The organism is Bacillus sp. 2175, assembly GCF_057812155.1.
Genome location: NZ_CM173819.1, coordinates 4,719,582 through 4,734,841 on the forward strand (window position 1 = coordinate 4,719,582; position 15,260 = coordinate 4,734,841).

Sequence of the window (15,260 nt, forward strand, 5' to 3'; positions counted from 1 at the left end):
GTTTCTTTGCCACTACTATAAGAGGTGAAGAAAAATGCAGAAAGTACAACTTTCTTGGAGTTTATATGAAAATGAGCAAAACACAATCGAAAAGTATTGTAAAAATTGCAGACGCACTACCTTATTTACTGACACGAATATTCGTAGGCATAACGCCAACGGAAAAAACATATACCGCTTTGCCATTTATAAATGTCCGAAAGATCATACGTGGAATCAAAAACTGCGTATTTATAAATCATTTACTGATCACGTTGAAACAGTCGATATGACGCAGCAAGATCAAGCCGAAACAACTACTACTATTTCCATTATGCAACATAAAGAAAACGGCATAGCTAAAATCACGATCGTATTAGACATCGTTTTCGGTTCCCACCGCATCGATAAAGCCTTATCCACATATATTTCCGACTGGAGCCGTACACTCATTGTGGATAAAATTAAAAATGGGGATATTCAATTGAATGGACAACAAATGAAGCCAAATACAATACTATCTGAAGGAGATTCTATTTCAATTTGTTTATAAGGGGGAGTCTCATGCTAAATGTGAGAAAAGGTACGATGAATTTATTAGACGAATTAGATGCAATGTATACAGAATGTAAAAAAGCGCTCTTACAAAAGAAAATTTATCAATGGGATGATTCATATCCGACTCGAGAACATATTGCCTATCACTTAGAACAAGGTGAACTCTACTGCCTATTTGAGCATGATTCGCTCGTTGGTGCTGTTGTGTTGAATGAGTGGCAATCTCCAGAATATGAGCTAATTGATTGGTCAGAAACACACGGTCGCTTTCTTATCGTCCATTCTTTCGTCATCCATCCTTTCGCCCAAGGAAAAGGATATAGCAAAGTACTTTTATCCTTTTGGGAAAATGAAGCAAAACGAAAAGACTATACGGGCATACGATTAGATGCTTTCACTGGCAATCCCGTTTCATTGCGCTTGTATGAAAAGAATCATTATATTTGTCGAGGTGCTGTTTATTTTTCAAGTAAACAGCCTCCTCACAATTGGTATAACTGCTACGAAAAAAAACTCTTACAATCGTAAGAGTTTTTTTACTTCTTCACTTTTCGTAATACAAAATGTGCGCAACCGAAGTTACAGTACTCGTATAAATACTCCGTTAACGTACTAATTTTCGTATCATATGTCGCACGCTGGTTACTATCATCAAAGAATCCGCGCAGTCTAAGTTGCTCATATCCCCAGTCTCCAACGATATAATCATATTTATTTAAAATTTCTGCATAGCGCTCTTTAAATGCTTCTTCACTAAAACCGTCACGAAAGTTTTTAATTACTTCGTACTGCACATTATTAATGCTCACCGTAGCATGAATCTCTTGCTTTTGCTCCATCATTAACTTCCTCTCTAAGCATTCTTCTTTTTATCGTATCACAAAGCATAACAACCAACAATTTCAAATACAAAAAATTGAAAATTAGTGCATGCTATGGAGAAGGAGGTGATACATCGTGAAAAAACAAATTATACTCTCTCTCCTCACTCTTTCCTTATTTGCAGGCTGCCAATCAACGAATAAAGCCGAAATGGAACGTGAAGAAGGAAGCCGTGTTCTTGTTTCCAACAAAAACGACATGTATCATACGGAAAATACAAATACACGATTAACGAGAGTCGGTTATTCATCTAAACAAAAGCATGAAGTGTCTAACAAACAAGTAGGGGCCATTAACCGTGAGAAAGTCGCTGAAATGATTACAAGCATGACAGTCAAACTTCCTGACGTTACAAACGCTGCTACGCTCGTTACCGATGATGAAGTATTTGTTGTATACCGTGCAAACACAACGGATCCAAAACTCGTAGCGGATCAAGTATATAGAGCTGCTTTGTCCATCGTCCCTCGCTATTATAAAGGATATGTATCAACAGACCAAAAGTTGATTTCCCAAATTCAAGGTCTTCAATCTGGCGCATTAAATGATACAGAATATACGCAAAGCCTCGATATGCTAAAACGTGAAATGAGTAAAAATCCTCATTTGAACAATACGGGAGATCAGACTTTGAATGATATGATTAAAAAGTAAAACAGGTGGAGAAAATCTCCACCTGTTTTACTTTTTATTTTTTATTACGATTCGCATAAACCTCCATCGCATCACACATAAATTGCGCTAACCCCTCACCAAACTTATCGATATTTTTCGTGAAGCGCTCATCAGCGACGTACATTTGACCGAGTCCTTTAAAAGCATCTAATGAATATGCACCGAAGTTTTGCAAGTAATCGTACCACACTCCAATTGCTTCTTGTGCCTCTTTAGAATCTGGTGCTCCGTGTCTAAGCGCTGCTAAATTTCTATAAATAGCATTAAACTCCTCTTGGTTCTCTTTTGACATACCTTTTGCATATTCGTTCGCTTTATCTACAGCTGCATCTCCCCATTTTTCACGTGCTTCTTCTTCATATGGGTTATGGCTGAAATCGAATCCTTCAAATTTCTCTTTGTTCGTCATTTCAATCTCTCCTTTTGTATGCTGAATTGTTTTATCAATCGTCGCAATCACTTTATCTAATCTAGCACGCTTTTCAAGAAGCATTTTCTTATGAAGCTCTAGTGCCTCTTCGCGATCAAATGATGGACTCATGATAATCTCTTTAATTTTTTTCAAAGGGAAGCCAAGCTCTTTAAAAAACAAAATTTGCTGCAATGTCTCTAAATTTTCATTGGAATACAGACGATATCCAGACTCTGTCGTCTCGTCTGGGGTTAACAACCCAATTTCATCGTAATGATGCAGTGTGCGCACACTAATTCCAACTAAATCAGCTACTTCTTTTACTCTCATTGTCATTTGTATCTCCCCCTTAGTACATACGATAAAGTATGACGCAACGTTAGAGTCAATAAGTAAATTCATTTTATCTTAAAAAGTTTCATCTCTCCTATATTTGATGCATAATAGTTATGTACATATATTAGAAAGCGGTGAAAGTATGGTTTCAAATACTGTAATTGCCAGCATCATCTTTCAACTCATTGTCTCGATTCTGGTCCCAATTATTGTACTCGTTTATTTCCGTAAAAAATATAATATGAATTGGAAAGTAGTCGGCATTGGTGTTCTTATCTTTATCGGATTTACTCAAATTCTTGAAACACCATTCCACCTATTTATGCGCGGTAATCCAACAATCGCTCCATTTTTAGAAAATCCGTTTGTCTTCGCAATTTATGGCGGATTGACTGCTGGTATTTTTGAAGAATTAGGACGCTTCGTTGCCTTCTTCTTCTTACTAAAAAAATATCTAGAATATAAAGATGGCTTCGCTTATGGAATTGGTCACGGCGGAATTGAATCTATTTTAATTGGCGGTTTTTCTGCATTACAAGCATTAATCTTTGCTAATTCTATTAACGATGGTAGCTTCGCTCGACTGATTGAACAAAAACCCGAGCTGAGCATTTTACAGGACATGTTAATTCAGCAACCTGCCTACTTATACTTCCTTGGTAGCTTAGAAAGAATTATGGCACTCGTGCTTCAAATTGCCTTTACAATGCTTGTTTTATACGCAGTAAAACAGAAGAAATATATCTTCCTAGTATACGCTATACTATTCCACGCATTTGTAGACTTTTTCGCGGCCCTTTACCAAACAAAAACAATCAATATCTTCGTTGCAGAAGGAATTACACTTCTTTGTACAATTGGCGCTGTCGTTCTTATTCGCAAAATGAAAGCGAAATTAATGAGTGTACCGGAGTAAAAAATAAACCACCGATTGGTGGTTTATTTTTTATGGATTGTCGCAATGATGATAGCTTTTTCCTTCTTGCAGCTCCCTCTTTGTTTCTGCATCTATAACGATATATTTATGAAACTCTTCTACTTCATTTTGAGAAAAGGAAGCAAAAAAATAAACTTGGCGATCAGGATGAACAAAAAAATCTTGAAGCATCACACTACTCCGACAACCCACGGCTGTTTTTTGTAGGAAAGAAAATTCTTCATCGGGCACTTCTTTAAATAAGATTTTTTTCGAACACTATATGCTGCATTATTGTATTCTTTATAAATTTTCTTATCTAACTGTTTATAAAAAATATCCTCACTCACAAATGACTTATTTCGATTGCTTGGATAATTTACTTTTTGATTCGACTCTGCATAAGTTGTGGACAAGTGTATAAAAAAAACAAAGACTAACTACAATACATATCATTTTATTCATGATTGCACCTCAAATGTTCATTATCCACATTACTTTTCCACATATTTAAATCCATATGCCGTTTTACAAGAAAAAGGAATTATTTCCACATTTGTCGAAGTATATAGCGTCAACTTGAAAGATGGGGATGAATTATGAAGAAAATTATTGTAATACGACATTGTTCAGCAACTGGGCAAAAACGTGATGCTGAATTAACGACCGATGGAAAAGACCAAGCAAATACCCTTGCTACATTTCTCTTAGAAAATCATCTACAAATCGATCATATTATTTCAAGCCCATTTGTCCGAGCTATCGATTCCATTCGGCCCTATGCGCTCCAAGCTAACTTATCTATCCAAGAAGATGAACGATTAACTGAACGCATATTGAGCAACGTTCCAATGGATGATTGGATGCAAAAACTAGAATCTACTTTTACAAATATAGATATTGCCTTTTCAGGCGGAGAGTCAACAAAACAAGCAACAGACCGTGCCATATCGCTTATTCAAGACGTTTTACAATTAAACCATACAACAACACTACTTGTTACACATGGCAATTTACTTACGCTCATTTTAAAGCATTTTAATCATACGATTGGCTTTAATGAATGGAGAACTTTAACGAATCCTGATATTTACGAAATTACAATCGACGAACAATGTATCATAAAACGCTTATGGGAAGCATCGTCTAAGTAATATCCCTTTCCAAAACATTCAGTTGACGCCACGAGAAGAAACTGTACTAATAATAGAAAGGGGTATCACTCCATATGTACGAAGATGTACTTGCTCTACTACATAAAACAAATGTTTCTTATGAAAAATTTGAACACGAACCAGTACTCGATTATGAGACAGATCGGATTGTACGTGAGAGACTCGGCTTACAAGGCACTCCAAGTAAAAGCTTATTTTTAAAATCAAAGTCTGGAGATTATTACGTATTTTTTACGTTAGAGGGCACAAGGCTCAACCGGGGAGAGATGAAAGAACTAACAGGAGAACGCTTATCTCTCTGTTCTCCTGATGAACTGCGAGACAAAACTGGTTGTACGCCGGGATGTGTGGCTCCTTTCGGATATTCACACGATGTAACAATTATTGTGGATAACGCTATTTATACGTACGATAAAATTTTAATTACACCTGGTGTACCTGAATTTACAATTGAATTATCCACAGAAGAATTAAAAAAGATTTTATTAACATGTCCAAATACCGTTTTAGAGTATAAACAAAAAGAGAGCTAATCGTTAGCTCTCTTTTTTCATTATTTAGCTTCTGCTGTTTTTTCTTTTGCAGAACGTACTTGCTCATCCGCATGGTAAGAAGAACGCACAAGTGGGCCAGCTTCACAGTGGCTAAATCCTTTGCTAAGTGCAATTTCTTTAAGCTCTGCAAATTCTGCTGGTGGGTAATATTTAAGAACTGGTAAGTGCTTCTTAGATGGTTGTAGGTATTGCCCAAGAGTTAAAATATCCACATTGTTTGCACGTAAGTCATCCATTGCTTCAATTAAATCTTCTCTCGTTTCACCTAAGCCCACCATAATGCTCGATTTAGTTGGAATATCAGGCTGCATTTCTTTCGCTCGACGTAAAAACTCTAATGAACGTTCATATTTTGCTCTAGCGCGAACTCGGTCAGATAATCGACGTACTGTTTCAATGTTATGGTTTAAAATATCTGGTTTTGCATCCATTAACATTTTTAAGTTTTCTTCTACTCCACCCATATCAGATGGTAATACTTCGATAGACGTGAATGGGTTTTTACGACGTACTGCTCGTACTGTTTCAGCAAAAACAGCTGCTCCCCCGTCCTTTAAATCATCACGTGCAACCGCTGTTATAACAACGTGCTTTAAGCCCATTTGTACTACTGAATCTGCCACGCGTTCTGGTTCTTGTAAATCAAGCTCAGTTGGTAAGCCTGTTTTAACCGCACAAAAACGACAAGCACGTGTACAAACCGCACCTAAAATCATAAATGTTGCTGTTTTTCTTACAGCCCAGCATTCATGAATATTCGGACATTTTGCTTCCTCACAAACTGTATGAAGATTTTTAGAACGCATCATTTTCTTTAAGCCTGTATAGTTTTCATTCGTGTTTAACTTAATTTTCAACCATTCGGGCTTGCGCTTATATTCTGTTTGTTTTGTCATGGTTATCAACTCCGCACAATATGAAATAGTTTACCGTGTTCGCTTCTTTCAATGTAACATATCTATTCTAACGTATGAAAGCGATTTGCTCAAATGAAGATTCTAAGATTTTTTCCAATCGTTCCCTATAATGAAATACTCCGTATATCCCACACTAAAAAGAGTGATGTTGTGAAAGGAGTCTATTTCATGCTTCGAAAAATTTCTCTTTTGCTTTCTATTTGTTTTCTTCTCCACCAAAACATCGCTTACGGTGAAGATAATCAGCAAAGCATATACGAAAAGCGCATGGCACTATATAAAGAAACCGAGCAGTCTTCAGGCATTCCATGGTATTACTTAGCTGCAATGGATCAATATGAAAGAAATATACGGAGCGTAAGAAAAGATATTCCGAAAAAACCAGATGCCATCATTTCCCTTTATTTCAAACCAGAAATATGGGCTGGACCTATTAATAGTAACGATACTCTTCCCCATACAATTTCTCTATTTGGCGGAATAGGTTTAGATGGTGACAAAGATGGATTTGCAAATGCAAATAGCGACCGTGATCTTCTGCATACCGCAGCGACTATTTTAAGGAAACAAGGAACATCAGAAGACCGTATTAAAATTATGCTCTGGGAATATTATAGACGTGCCAAAACAGTTGATTTAATTAGCGAATACGCCCAAATTTATAAACATTATGGACGTATTAATTTAGAAGGAAATGCTTTTCCTCTTCCGATCCGTAGTGACCATAGCTACCGTAGTACTTTCGGCGCTGGAAGAAGTTTTGGCGGCAGAAGGATTCATGAAGGAACCGATATTTTTGCCGGATATGGCGTGCCAGTAAGATCGACTTGCTATGGCATTATTGAAACGAAAGGTTGGAACCGCCTTGGTGGATGGCGCATTGGTATTCGCGACCTTCATAACAATTACCATTATTACGCTCATTTAGGCGGGTTTTCAAAAGAAATACAGCTTGGACAAATTGTTGAGCCAGGGAAAGTAATCGGATTTGTTGGTAGCACTGGTTATGGACCTCCTGGTACAGCCGGAAAATTTCCGCCCCACTTACATTTTGGCATGTATAAAGACAATGGCTATACAGAATGGGCCTTCGATCCATACATGCATTTAAGCCTTTGGGAGCGCAAAGAACGAGCAAATACAAAACGATAACCGTAGCTGCATTGCTACGGTTATTTTTTATCCAGTAAAAGCCTGACTGAGCCGAGTTTCACTTTATTTACAACTAACTATCTGTTTTCTTTTTATCAGGTACAGCAACACTTCCGCTTCCATAATACGTAGGCACTTCCCCTTGAACGATACGCGTCGCAATCGGAACATTTTGTTTCACCTTTATCTCTTTCGTATGAAATGGAATAATCACTTGCAATGTTACTTCCATTTCCATAACAATTTGAATCGCTGTAGTATTAATCCCATGCGGCTCAATTTTTTGTTTAATATCTGTATTCACATGTCCAACTGGCGTGAAATGAATCGGAATATCTGGTCCTATATTACCAAGAAGTGCATTATCAGTTACACGCCCAAAAGGAACTGCCATAGTCGCGCCGTTTTTTTCAGCAATACCTAGCTCCTTCAACTTCCCTTGTTCTACTTGCTGCAAATATTTTTCTATGTATGTGGTCGTTGATGTTACGATTTCATTTACTTGCTTTGTATTTAAATTAATTGTGGATACTTTTCCGTTTTTATCATTCTGTACTTTCATTAATGAATCTACATCGAATCCTTCATTAATTCGATCCTTTACTGCCTTCGTCATAATTGCCGTCGCCATTTTATGTGTCTCTACTTCCCCATATTTAATTAAGGTCGGCTGAATATTATTATTCACAATCCACAACCCTTGCGTAAGTAATATAACAAAAAGAATAAACGACATAAGCAGTATATACCGAAAGGCAATAGGTCCCCTTCGAAACCGCGAGTTTTTCGAGCGAAATATACTCATAAAAAAACCTCCTTCTTATATCATTTCTATGCAAGAAGGAGGGACGATATATGCTTATCTCATTTTTAATAATGCTTCTTTTCCAATCGTACCTGCTGGAATGCCTAATGCTTCAGCTCCAGTCGTTACCGATTCTAGTGGCGCTTCAAGAAGTTGTTCAATCGTTCTTACACCAACCGCACGGCCAGCAATAATTCCTCGATCACCTAATTTCTCATTTAAAAGACCTACATCTAATGCACCACACATAATATATCCTTTATCGCTCATTACAGCTAGCAAATTCGTCTTTGGAAGTTTCACGCTAACTGCAATAAACGTATAATTATCAATTATAATTGGCTCCACATTAACCATAGTTCACACTCCTCTCTTTCTTATCTGTATGACAAGAGAAAAATGAGTGTTACAAGTTAACTAGCCTATAGTTTAACGGAAGATGTATAAGTTATTAACATATCTGTTAACACATCTCTAAGTAGTTCTGGCATATAATATTGTTTGTCAGAAAGTGTGGATAGCTCTGGGTATAAGTAGCCAAATGTAAACATATCAATCGTTCCTACTGTATATATACGATCTAATTCCAGCGATTCCCCGTTAATTAATACATCTTCGAGTAAAATTTTATTCCCGGGAATCGTATCTGGAATGACTTCTACACCAGCGTAAATCATTTTCCCCATCACTTTTCCCCGAAATCCGAATCCTTTCACCTCAAGATTCTCCATATTCGGCTTACGTGCTTTCAAAATAACTTCTCTTAATATCTTTCCTGGAACTTTCAAAGCACACGGATTAATTGGATGTGGACAAATTCTGTGAATATCTCCGCGCGTTACAACACCCTCTTCTAACCCTTCAAGAAGTACACCAGCGTTCACCATGCCAATCTCTGCATTGCACCATGTTTTCAGCGCACTTGCTAACATGTGAGAAAACGGCGTCTCATGAAACCAATCAACCGGTAATGACTCTTTTAAATGAACGACAGACTCTGCCATTATATGCTCACTTTCTTCCTGCAGTATTTCAATTGTGGATAACGGCTCGCTATAAGCACCTAACCGTTCCGTCTTAATCGCCCTACCGTCTTTTTTCAGCAATTTCTTCATCTCTATATCCACAGTAAGCTGCACGTGACCAACGTAACGCCCCCACTTTTCACAACAACAAAGTAAAGTATTATTCAGTAGAATACCACGCTCAAATAAATGATGCGTATGTGCTCCTAAAATAACATCTATATCATAATGCTCTGCCATATACTCATCCATACTTTTTCCAAGGTGAGAAAGGACAACCGTAATATGAGCCTCATCTTTCACTTCTTCTAAAATAGACTCTAAATGAATAATGGGATCTTCAATATGCCAATCGAGCATCTGATAAAACTCTGGATAAGCTACCGTTAATCCGATAAAAGCAATGGTAATCCCATCCGTCGTTGTATGCAATTTATAAGGCCTTGCCCATGACGGACGTACCCCTTCTTTTTCAAATAAATTTGCGACAAGTATTTCAAATCCAGCATCATCATAGAGCCGATTCAAATGCTCCTTCGCTAACGTAATTCCTTCATTATTTCCGATCGTTACATAATCATATAACGCCTCATTCAAAAGCTTCGTATTCCCAAGTCCATTCGTCGCTTCCGAAATACTATGAAAACGATCCACATGATCGCCGATATCAACCGTCAAAACAGTCTCTCCCGCTTCCTGTCTTCGCTTTTTCTCCCCTAGAACAAACCGAGAAATTTGCGGCCAATTTTCAAAATGACTATGTATATCGTTTGTATGATAAAGGTGGATGATTGTTTCTTTATTTGTATTCAGAGAAAAAACCTCCTCTCAGTTCCTTACTGCCATTTACGCTATGCGCACACAATAATCCTGTAAATACTTTTCGTCTTTTCTTGCTATTTTACATTGTACTCGCATTGTGAGAAAAAGCAAAAGATTGTCCTTTTTATATGAGAAACTTTATTTTTGCCAGTGTGGGGATTTGTTGGTAGAGCGGGGATTTGTCAGAAAGTTAGCCGTGGGGATTTTCCCATAAGTTCTTTGCTGCATTTGTCAGTATTTTAATCTAAATTACTTTCAGTTGCCCTCTTTATGTATAAATGCTCCTTTCCTTTTTGAAGGGTACGGGGTATTCGTTCCTCTTGCTATGTCGTAATTTGTTGATAAGTCGATATCCCTTGTCGAATCGTCGATATATTGAAATAATCGCTGATATATTTCGAGTTATGGACGATATATTTGAAAAATCGCTGATATATTTAACTGAACACCCACCCGGGTATCCTCTCCCAAGCCAAGACAAATCCGCAAAACAAAAAAGCGCCCTGCACAGCAGGGCGCTTTCTTCATACATATATTATCCAGCTTTGCCTCCTAGACCCTCATGTCTAAGAACCTTCCGCACGAGAAGATAAAAAGCATCTTCTGTGCGAAAGAACCTTAGCCAACGGGTCTGAACAGTCGGCTCCGCATTTCTATTTAACCAATAGAACCTTCCATCTCAAACTTGATTAGGCGGTTCATTTCAACTGCGTATTCCATTGGAAGTTCGCGAGTGAATGGTTCAATGAAGCCCATTACGATCATTTCTGTAGCTTCTTGCTCAGAAATACCACGGCTCATTAGGTAGAATAATTGTTCTTCTGATACTTTAGATACTTTCGCTTCGTGCTCAAGTGAAACGTAATCGTTTTTGATTTCGTTGTAAGGAATTGTATCAGATGTAGATTGGTTATCCATGATTAACGTGTCACACTCGATGTTAGAGCGAGAGTTTTTCGCTTTTGGTCCGAAGTGTACGATACCACGGTAAGTTACTTTACCACCATGCTTCGCAATCGATTTAGAAACGATTGTTGAAGACGTGTTTGGTGCTAAGTGAATCATTTTCGCACCAGCATCTTGGTGTTGGCCTTTACCAGCAATCGCGATAGATAATGTTAAACCACGAGCGCCTTCGCCTTTTAAGATAACTGCTGGGTATTTCATCGTTAATTTAGATCCGATGTTACCGTCAATCCATTCCATCGTTGCGTTTTCTTCACAAACCGCACGTTTTGTAACTAGGTTGTATACGTTGTTCGCCCAGTTTTGGATTGTTGTATAACGGCAATAAGCATCTTTTTTAATGATGATTTCTACTACCGCACTGTGAAGTGAGTTAGTAGTGTAAACAGGTGCTGTACAACCTTCTACGTAGTGTACGTGTGCGCCTTCGTCTACAATGATAAGCGTACGTTCGAATTGTCCCATATTTTCAGAGTTAATACGGAAATACGCTTGAAGTGGTGTATCAACTTTAACACCTTTTGGAACGTAGATGAATGATCCACCAGACCAAACTGCAGAGTTTAATGCAGAGAATTTGTTGTCTGTTGGTGGGATTACTTTTCCGAAATGTTCACGGAAAATATCTTCGTTCTCTTTTAATGCGCTATCTGTATCTTTGAAGACGATTCCTAGAGCTTCTAGGTCTTCTTTCATGTTGTGGTATACAACTTCAGATTCGTACTGTGCAGATACACCAGCTAAATATTTTTGCTCAGCTTCTGGAATACCTAATTTATCAAATGTTGCTTTAATTTCATCAGGTACTTCATCCCAAGACTTCTCAGATTTCTCAGATGGTTTTACGTAGTACGTAATTTCATCGAAATCTAAGTCGTTTAAGTCGCCGCCCCATTGTGGCATTGGCATTTCGTAGAACTTATCCAGTGATTTTAAACGGAAGTCTAACATCCACTGTGGTTCTTCTTTCATACGTGAAATTTCTTCAACGATTTCTTTTGTTAAACCGCGTCCAGCACGGAAAATCGAAACGTCTTTGTCTTTGAAACCATATTTATAATCGCCGATATCTGGCAGTTGCTTCGCCATGTTGGTGTGTCCCTCCTTAGATAACCTCGTTTTTAGGAACCTTTAACATTACTTATCTTCGTTTAAGCCCTTTTCTAACGCTTTCCACGCTAATGTTGCACATTTAATACGTGCAGGGAACTTGCATACGCCTTGTAATGCTTCAATATCTCCTAAATCGATGCTGTCATCGTACTCTTTTCCTAGCATCATGTCAGAGAAAATTTTCGAAAGCTGAAGTGCTTCTTCAATTTTCTTACCTTTTACTGCTTGTGTCATCATTGAAGCTGAAGACATTGAGATTGAACATCCTTCGCCTTCAAACTTCGCCTCTTGCACAATACCTTCTTCTACTTTCATCGTAAGTTGAATACGATCGCCGCAAGTTGGATTGTTCAAGTTAACGGTAACACTATCTTCTAATACGCCATGGTTACGAGGATTTTTATAATGATCCATAATAACTTGACGATATAACGTATCTAAATTATTAAATGACATTTGTGAAATACTCCTTTGTCTTGATTAGCGAGTCAACAAATGTATCAATTTCTTCTTTTGTATTATATAAATAGAAGCTCGCACGTGCTGTTGAAGAAGCTTTTAGCCACTTCATAAGCGGTTGTGCACAGTGATGTCCTGCGCGAACTGCAATGCCTTCTACATCTAATACAGTCGCTACATCGTGAGGATGTACGTCTTCAATATTAAATGTAACAAGACCAGCGCGATGCTTTGGACCATAAATTGTAACGCCATCTACTTCTGATAGTCTTTCTAAAGCGTATTGCGCTAATTCATGCTCATGCTTTTCAATATTATCAAGACCGATTTCTTCTAGGAAATCAATTGCCGCACCAAGTCCGATTGCATTACCGATAATCGGTGTACCTGCTTCAAACTTCCACGGAAGCTCTTTCCAAGTAGATTCTTGTAAATCTACGAAATCAATCATTTCACCACCAAATTCAATTGGCTCCATATTGTTTAGCAATTCTTTTTTACCATATAATACGCCGATACCTGTAGGGCCACACATCTTATGAGCAGATAATGCGTAGAAATCACAGTTTAAATCTTGTACATCTACTTTCATGTGAGGTGTACTTTGTGCACCGTCAACGACCATAATTGCGCCATTTTCGTGTGCAATTGCTCCGATTTCTTTTACAGGGTTAATCGTTCCAAGTACGTTAGAAACATACATGATAGAAACGATTTTTGTATTCGGTGTAATTGTTTGACGAGCATCTTCTATTGAAATTGTCCCATCTGGTTGAAGCGGAAGATATTTTAAAGTTGCACCAGTTTTCTTCGCAACTTGTTGCCACGGAATGATATTACTATGGTGCTCCATGTAAGAAATAACGATTTCATCGCCCTCTTTTACATTTTCAAGACCATAGCTAGCCGCTACTGTATTTAATGCAGTTGTCGTTCCGCGCGTGAAAATAATCTCTTCCATTGATTTCGCATTGATAAACTTGCGAACTTTCTCACGTGCACCTTCATACGCGTCGGTAGCTTTCGTACCGAGCGTATGAACACCGCGATGCACGTTAGAATTATATTCTTTATAGTAACGTTCTAACGTTTCAATGACTTGAATTGGTTTTTGAGAAGTTGCTGCACTATCGAAATAAACAAGTTGTTTGCCGTTCACTTTTTGATCAAGAATTGGAAACTGTTTGCGTATTTCATGAATATTCATTAGCGAACTTTCCTTTCAATTACCTCAACAAGCTGTGCCTTTACTCCTTCAATTGGAAGCTCATTAACTACAGGTGCTAAGAATCCATGGATGACTAAACGTTCTGCTTCGCGTTTTGGAATACCACGGCTCATCAAGTAGTATAGTTGGACTGGATCTACGCGACCTACTGAAGCTGCGTGACCTGCCATTACATCATCTTCGTCGATTAAAAGAATTGGGTTTGCATCACCGCGAGCTTTTTCATCTAACATAAGAACGCGAGAAGATTGTTGTGCATTTGATTTAGATGCACCGTGTTCAATCTTACCAATTCCGTTAAAGATAGATGTTGCACTATCTTTTTGTACACCGTGTTTTAAAATCCAACCTTCAGAATGTTTACCGAAGTGAACAACTTTAGTTGTAAAGTTTTGTGTTTGGTTGCCACGGCCAATTGTTACTGTTTTCGTATCAGCATATGAACCGTCGCCCATTAAGTTCGTAACGTTCTCTGAAATTGTGTTTCCGTCATTCATAAGGCCTAGAGCCCAATCAATACGGCCGTCGCGTCCTACAACGCCGCGGCGGTTAACGTAAGTTGTTACGTCTTTTGCTAATAGATCAACTGCACCGAATTTCACTTGTGCGCCTTGTTCCACGATTACTTCTGCTACGATATTTGCAATACCTTTAGCATTTTCATTTGCAACATAGTTTTCTACATAAGTTGCAGTACTGTTCGCATCAGCTACGAATAGTACGTGGTTATATACGTTAGCTTCTTCGCCGTCTACTAAGAATACAGCTTGAAGTGGAGTTTCAAGAACAACGTTTTTCGGAACATATACGAATGCACCACCGTTGATTAATGCAGCATGAAGTGCAGTTAGACGATGCTCGTCTACTTTCACGCCGTCTTTCATTAAGTACTTTTGTACTAGTTCAGCATGCTCAGTTGCTGCTGTTACGATGTCTGTAAAAATAACACCTTTTTCTTTTGCTTCGTCTGCTAAAGAAACGAATGCAGTTGTACCAGTGCGTTGTACTAATACGCTGTTATTTTCATCGATTAAGTTTTTCACTGCTTCTGGAAGTTCAGTTAAAGAACTTACAGGCTCTTGCTTAGCAGCGTCGCCTTTTCCGATAAAGTCCCATTTGTCAATTTTCGTTTTATCAGGCGTTGGCATTGGAAGTTCAGTTGCTTGTGCAAGAGCTTGTAAGCGGAACTCAGTCAACCAAGCAGCTTCGTTTACTTCGCTTGCGCGTTGACGGATTGTTTCTTGATCGAAAGGTAATGTACCGATTGTCATGTTTATGCTCCTCTC

Annotated in this window: 17 protein-coding genes and 1 pseudogene; 7 read left to right on the forward strand and 11 right to left on the reverse strand. The window is 38.1% G+C overall.

Annotated elements, in window-relative coordinates; all coding sequences use genetic code 11:
• The first annotated feature begins 34 nt into the window (after window positions 1-34).
• Window positions 35-532 carry a hypothetical protein gene (locus ACXKY9_RS24660; RefSeq protein ID WP_001174574.1) on the forward strand — a complete coding sequence of 166 codons (498 nt, stop codon included), beginning with the start codon at window positions 35-37 and terminating at the stop codon, window positions 530-532.
• An 11-nt stretch (window positions 533-543) separates the two neighbouring features.
• Complete coding sequence (locus tag ACXKY9_RS24665) at window positions 544-1,065, forward strand: GNAT family N-acetyltransferase (RefSeq protein ID WP_000935793.1); 522 nt, start codon at window positions 544-546, stop codon at window positions 1,063-1,065.
• An 8-nt stretch (window positions 1,066-1,073) separates the two neighbouring features.
• On the opposite strand, the gene ACXKY9_RS24670 is transcribed toward ACXKY9_RS24665, so the two are convergent.
• Entirely contained in the window at window positions 1,074-1,376 is a 303-nt protein-coding gene (locus ACXKY9_RS24670) for a YutD family protein (RefSeq protein ID WP_000435943.1), read from the reverse strand.
• Window positions 1,377-1,494: 118 nt separating this feature from the next.
• Here ACXKY9_RS24670 and ACXKY9_RS24675 point away from each other — a divergent pair, with 118 nt between their 5' ends.
• Complete coding sequence (locus ACXKY9_RS24675) at window positions 1,495-2,073, forward strand: YhcN/YlaJ family sporulation lipoprotein (protein ID WP_000744039.1); 579 nt, start codon at window positions 1,495-1,497, stop codon at window positions 2,071-2,073.
• A gap of 34 nt (window positions 2,074-2,107) precedes the next feature.
• Here the strand turns inward: ACXKY9_RS24675 and ACXKY9_RS24680 are convergent, their stop codons facing one another.
• On the reverse strand, window positions 2,108-2,842 hold the full coding sequence (locus ACXKY9_RS24680) for a MerR family transcriptional regulator (protein ID WP_000178768.1): 735 nt from the start codon (window positions 2,840-2,842) through the stop codon (window positions 2,108-2,110).
• 100 nt (window positions 2,843-2,942) lie between these two features.
• On the opposite strand from ACXKY9_RS24680, the gene ACXKY9_RS24685 reads away from it, so the two are divergent.
• Complete coding sequence (locus ACXKY9_RS24685; RefSeq protein ID WP_002101508.1) at window positions 2,943-3,758, forward strand: YhfC family intramembrane metalloprotease; 816 nt, start codon at window positions 2,943-2,945, stop codon at window positions 3,756-3,758.
• Window positions 3,759-3,788: 30 nt separating this feature from the next.
• Here ACXKY9_RS24685 and ACXKY9_RS24690 read toward each other — a convergent pair.
• Window positions 3,789-4,223: pseudogene (locus tag ACXKY9_RS24690) on the reverse strand (hypothetical protein).
• A 134-nt stretch (window positions 4,224-4,357) separates the two neighbouring features.
• On the opposite strand from ACXKY9_RS24690, the gene ACXKY9_RS24695 reads away from it, so the two are divergent.
• A complete protein-coding gene (locus ACXKY9_RS24695) occupies window positions 4,358-4,912 on the forward strand; it encodes a histidine phosphatase family protein (protein WP_000721050.1) in 555 nt (184 codons plus the stop codon).
• Window positions 4,913-4,986: 74 nt separating this feature from the next.
• Window positions 4,987-5,466 carry a YbaK/EbsC family protein gene (locus ACXKY9_RS24700; RefSeq protein WP_000272747.1) on the forward strand — a complete coding sequence of 160 codons (480 nt, stop codon included), beginning with the start codon at window positions 4,987-4,989 and terminating at the stop codon, window positions 5,464-5,466.
• A 20-nt stretch (window positions 5,467-5,486) separates the two neighbouring features.
• On the opposite strand, the gene lipA is transcribed toward ACXKY9_RS24700, so the two are convergent.
• Window positions 5,487-6,383: a lipoyl synthase gene (gene lipA / locus ACXKY9_RS24705; protein ID WP_000166372.1), complete on the reverse strand. Its 897-nt coding sequence runs from the start codon at window positions 6,381-6,383 to the stop codon at window positions 5,487-5,489.
• A 189-nt stretch (window positions 6,384-6,572) separates the two neighbouring features.
• Here lipA and ACXKY9_RS24710 point away from each other — a divergent pair, with 189 nt between their 5' ends.
• Window positions 6,573-7,556, forward strand: a complete 984-nt coding sequence (locus ACXKY9_RS24710) for a M23 family metallopeptidase (protein WP_000944665.1) — start codon at window positions 6,573-6,575, stop codon at window positions 7,554-7,556.
• Window positions 7,557-7,629: 73 nt separating this feature from the next.
• Here the strand turns inward: ACXKY9_RS24710 and yunB are convergent, their stop codons facing one another.
• From yunB to sufD, 7 genes are all read right to left on the reverse strand, one after another.
• Entirely contained in the window at window positions 7,630-8,361 is a 732-nt protein-coding gene (gene yunB, locus ACXKY9_RS24715; protein WP_000021802.1) for a sporulation protein YunB, read from the reverse strand.
• Window positions 8,362-8,415: 54 nt separating this feature from the next.
• Window positions 8,416-8,718 carry a YunC family protein gene (locus ACXKY9_RS24720; RefSeq protein WP_000248466.1) on the reverse strand — a complete coding sequence of 101 codons (303 nt, stop codon included), beginning with the start codon at window positions 8,716-8,718 and terminating at the stop codon, window positions 8,416-8,418.
• Between the two features lie 65 nt (window positions 8,719-8,783).
• Window positions 8,784-10,199 carry a bifunctional metallophosphatase/5'-nucleotidase gene (locus ACXKY9_RS24725; protein ID WP_153580208.1) on the reverse strand — a complete coding sequence of 472 codons (1,416 nt, stop codon included), beginning with the start codon at window positions 10,197-10,199 and terminating at the stop codon, window positions 8,784-8,786.
• Window positions 10,200-10,865: 666 nt separating this feature from the next.
• A complete protein-coding gene (gene sufB / locus ACXKY9_RS24730) occupies window positions 10,866-12,263 on the reverse strand; it encodes a Fe-S cluster assembly protein SufB (RefSeq protein ID WP_001118827.1) in 1,398 nt (465 codons plus the stop codon).
• 48 nt (window positions 12,264-12,311) lie between these two features.
• A complete protein-coding gene (gene sufU / locus ACXKY9_RS24735) occupies window positions 12,312-12,743 on the reverse strand; it encodes a Fe-S cluster assembly sulfur transfer protein SufU (RefSeq protein WP_000009523.1) in 432 nt (143 codons plus the stop codon).
• Entirely contained in the window at window positions 12,733-13,953 is a 1,221-nt protein-coding gene (gene sufS / locus ACXKY9_RS24740; protein ID WP_001020760.1) for a cysteine desulfurase SufS, read from the reverse strand. Before sufS ends, sufU begins: the two co-directional genes overlap by 11 nt.
• Window positions 13,953-15,245 carry a Fe-S cluster assembly protein SufD gene (gene sufD / locus ACXKY9_RS24745; RefSeq protein WP_000152167.1) on the reverse strand — a complete coding sequence of 431 codons (1,293 nt, stop codon included), beginning with the start codon at window positions 15,243-15,245 and terminating at the stop codon, window positions 13,953-13,955. The genes sufS and sufD overlap by 1 nt, the downstream gene beginning before the upstream one ends.
• Window positions 15,246-15,260: the final 15 nt, after the last annotated feature.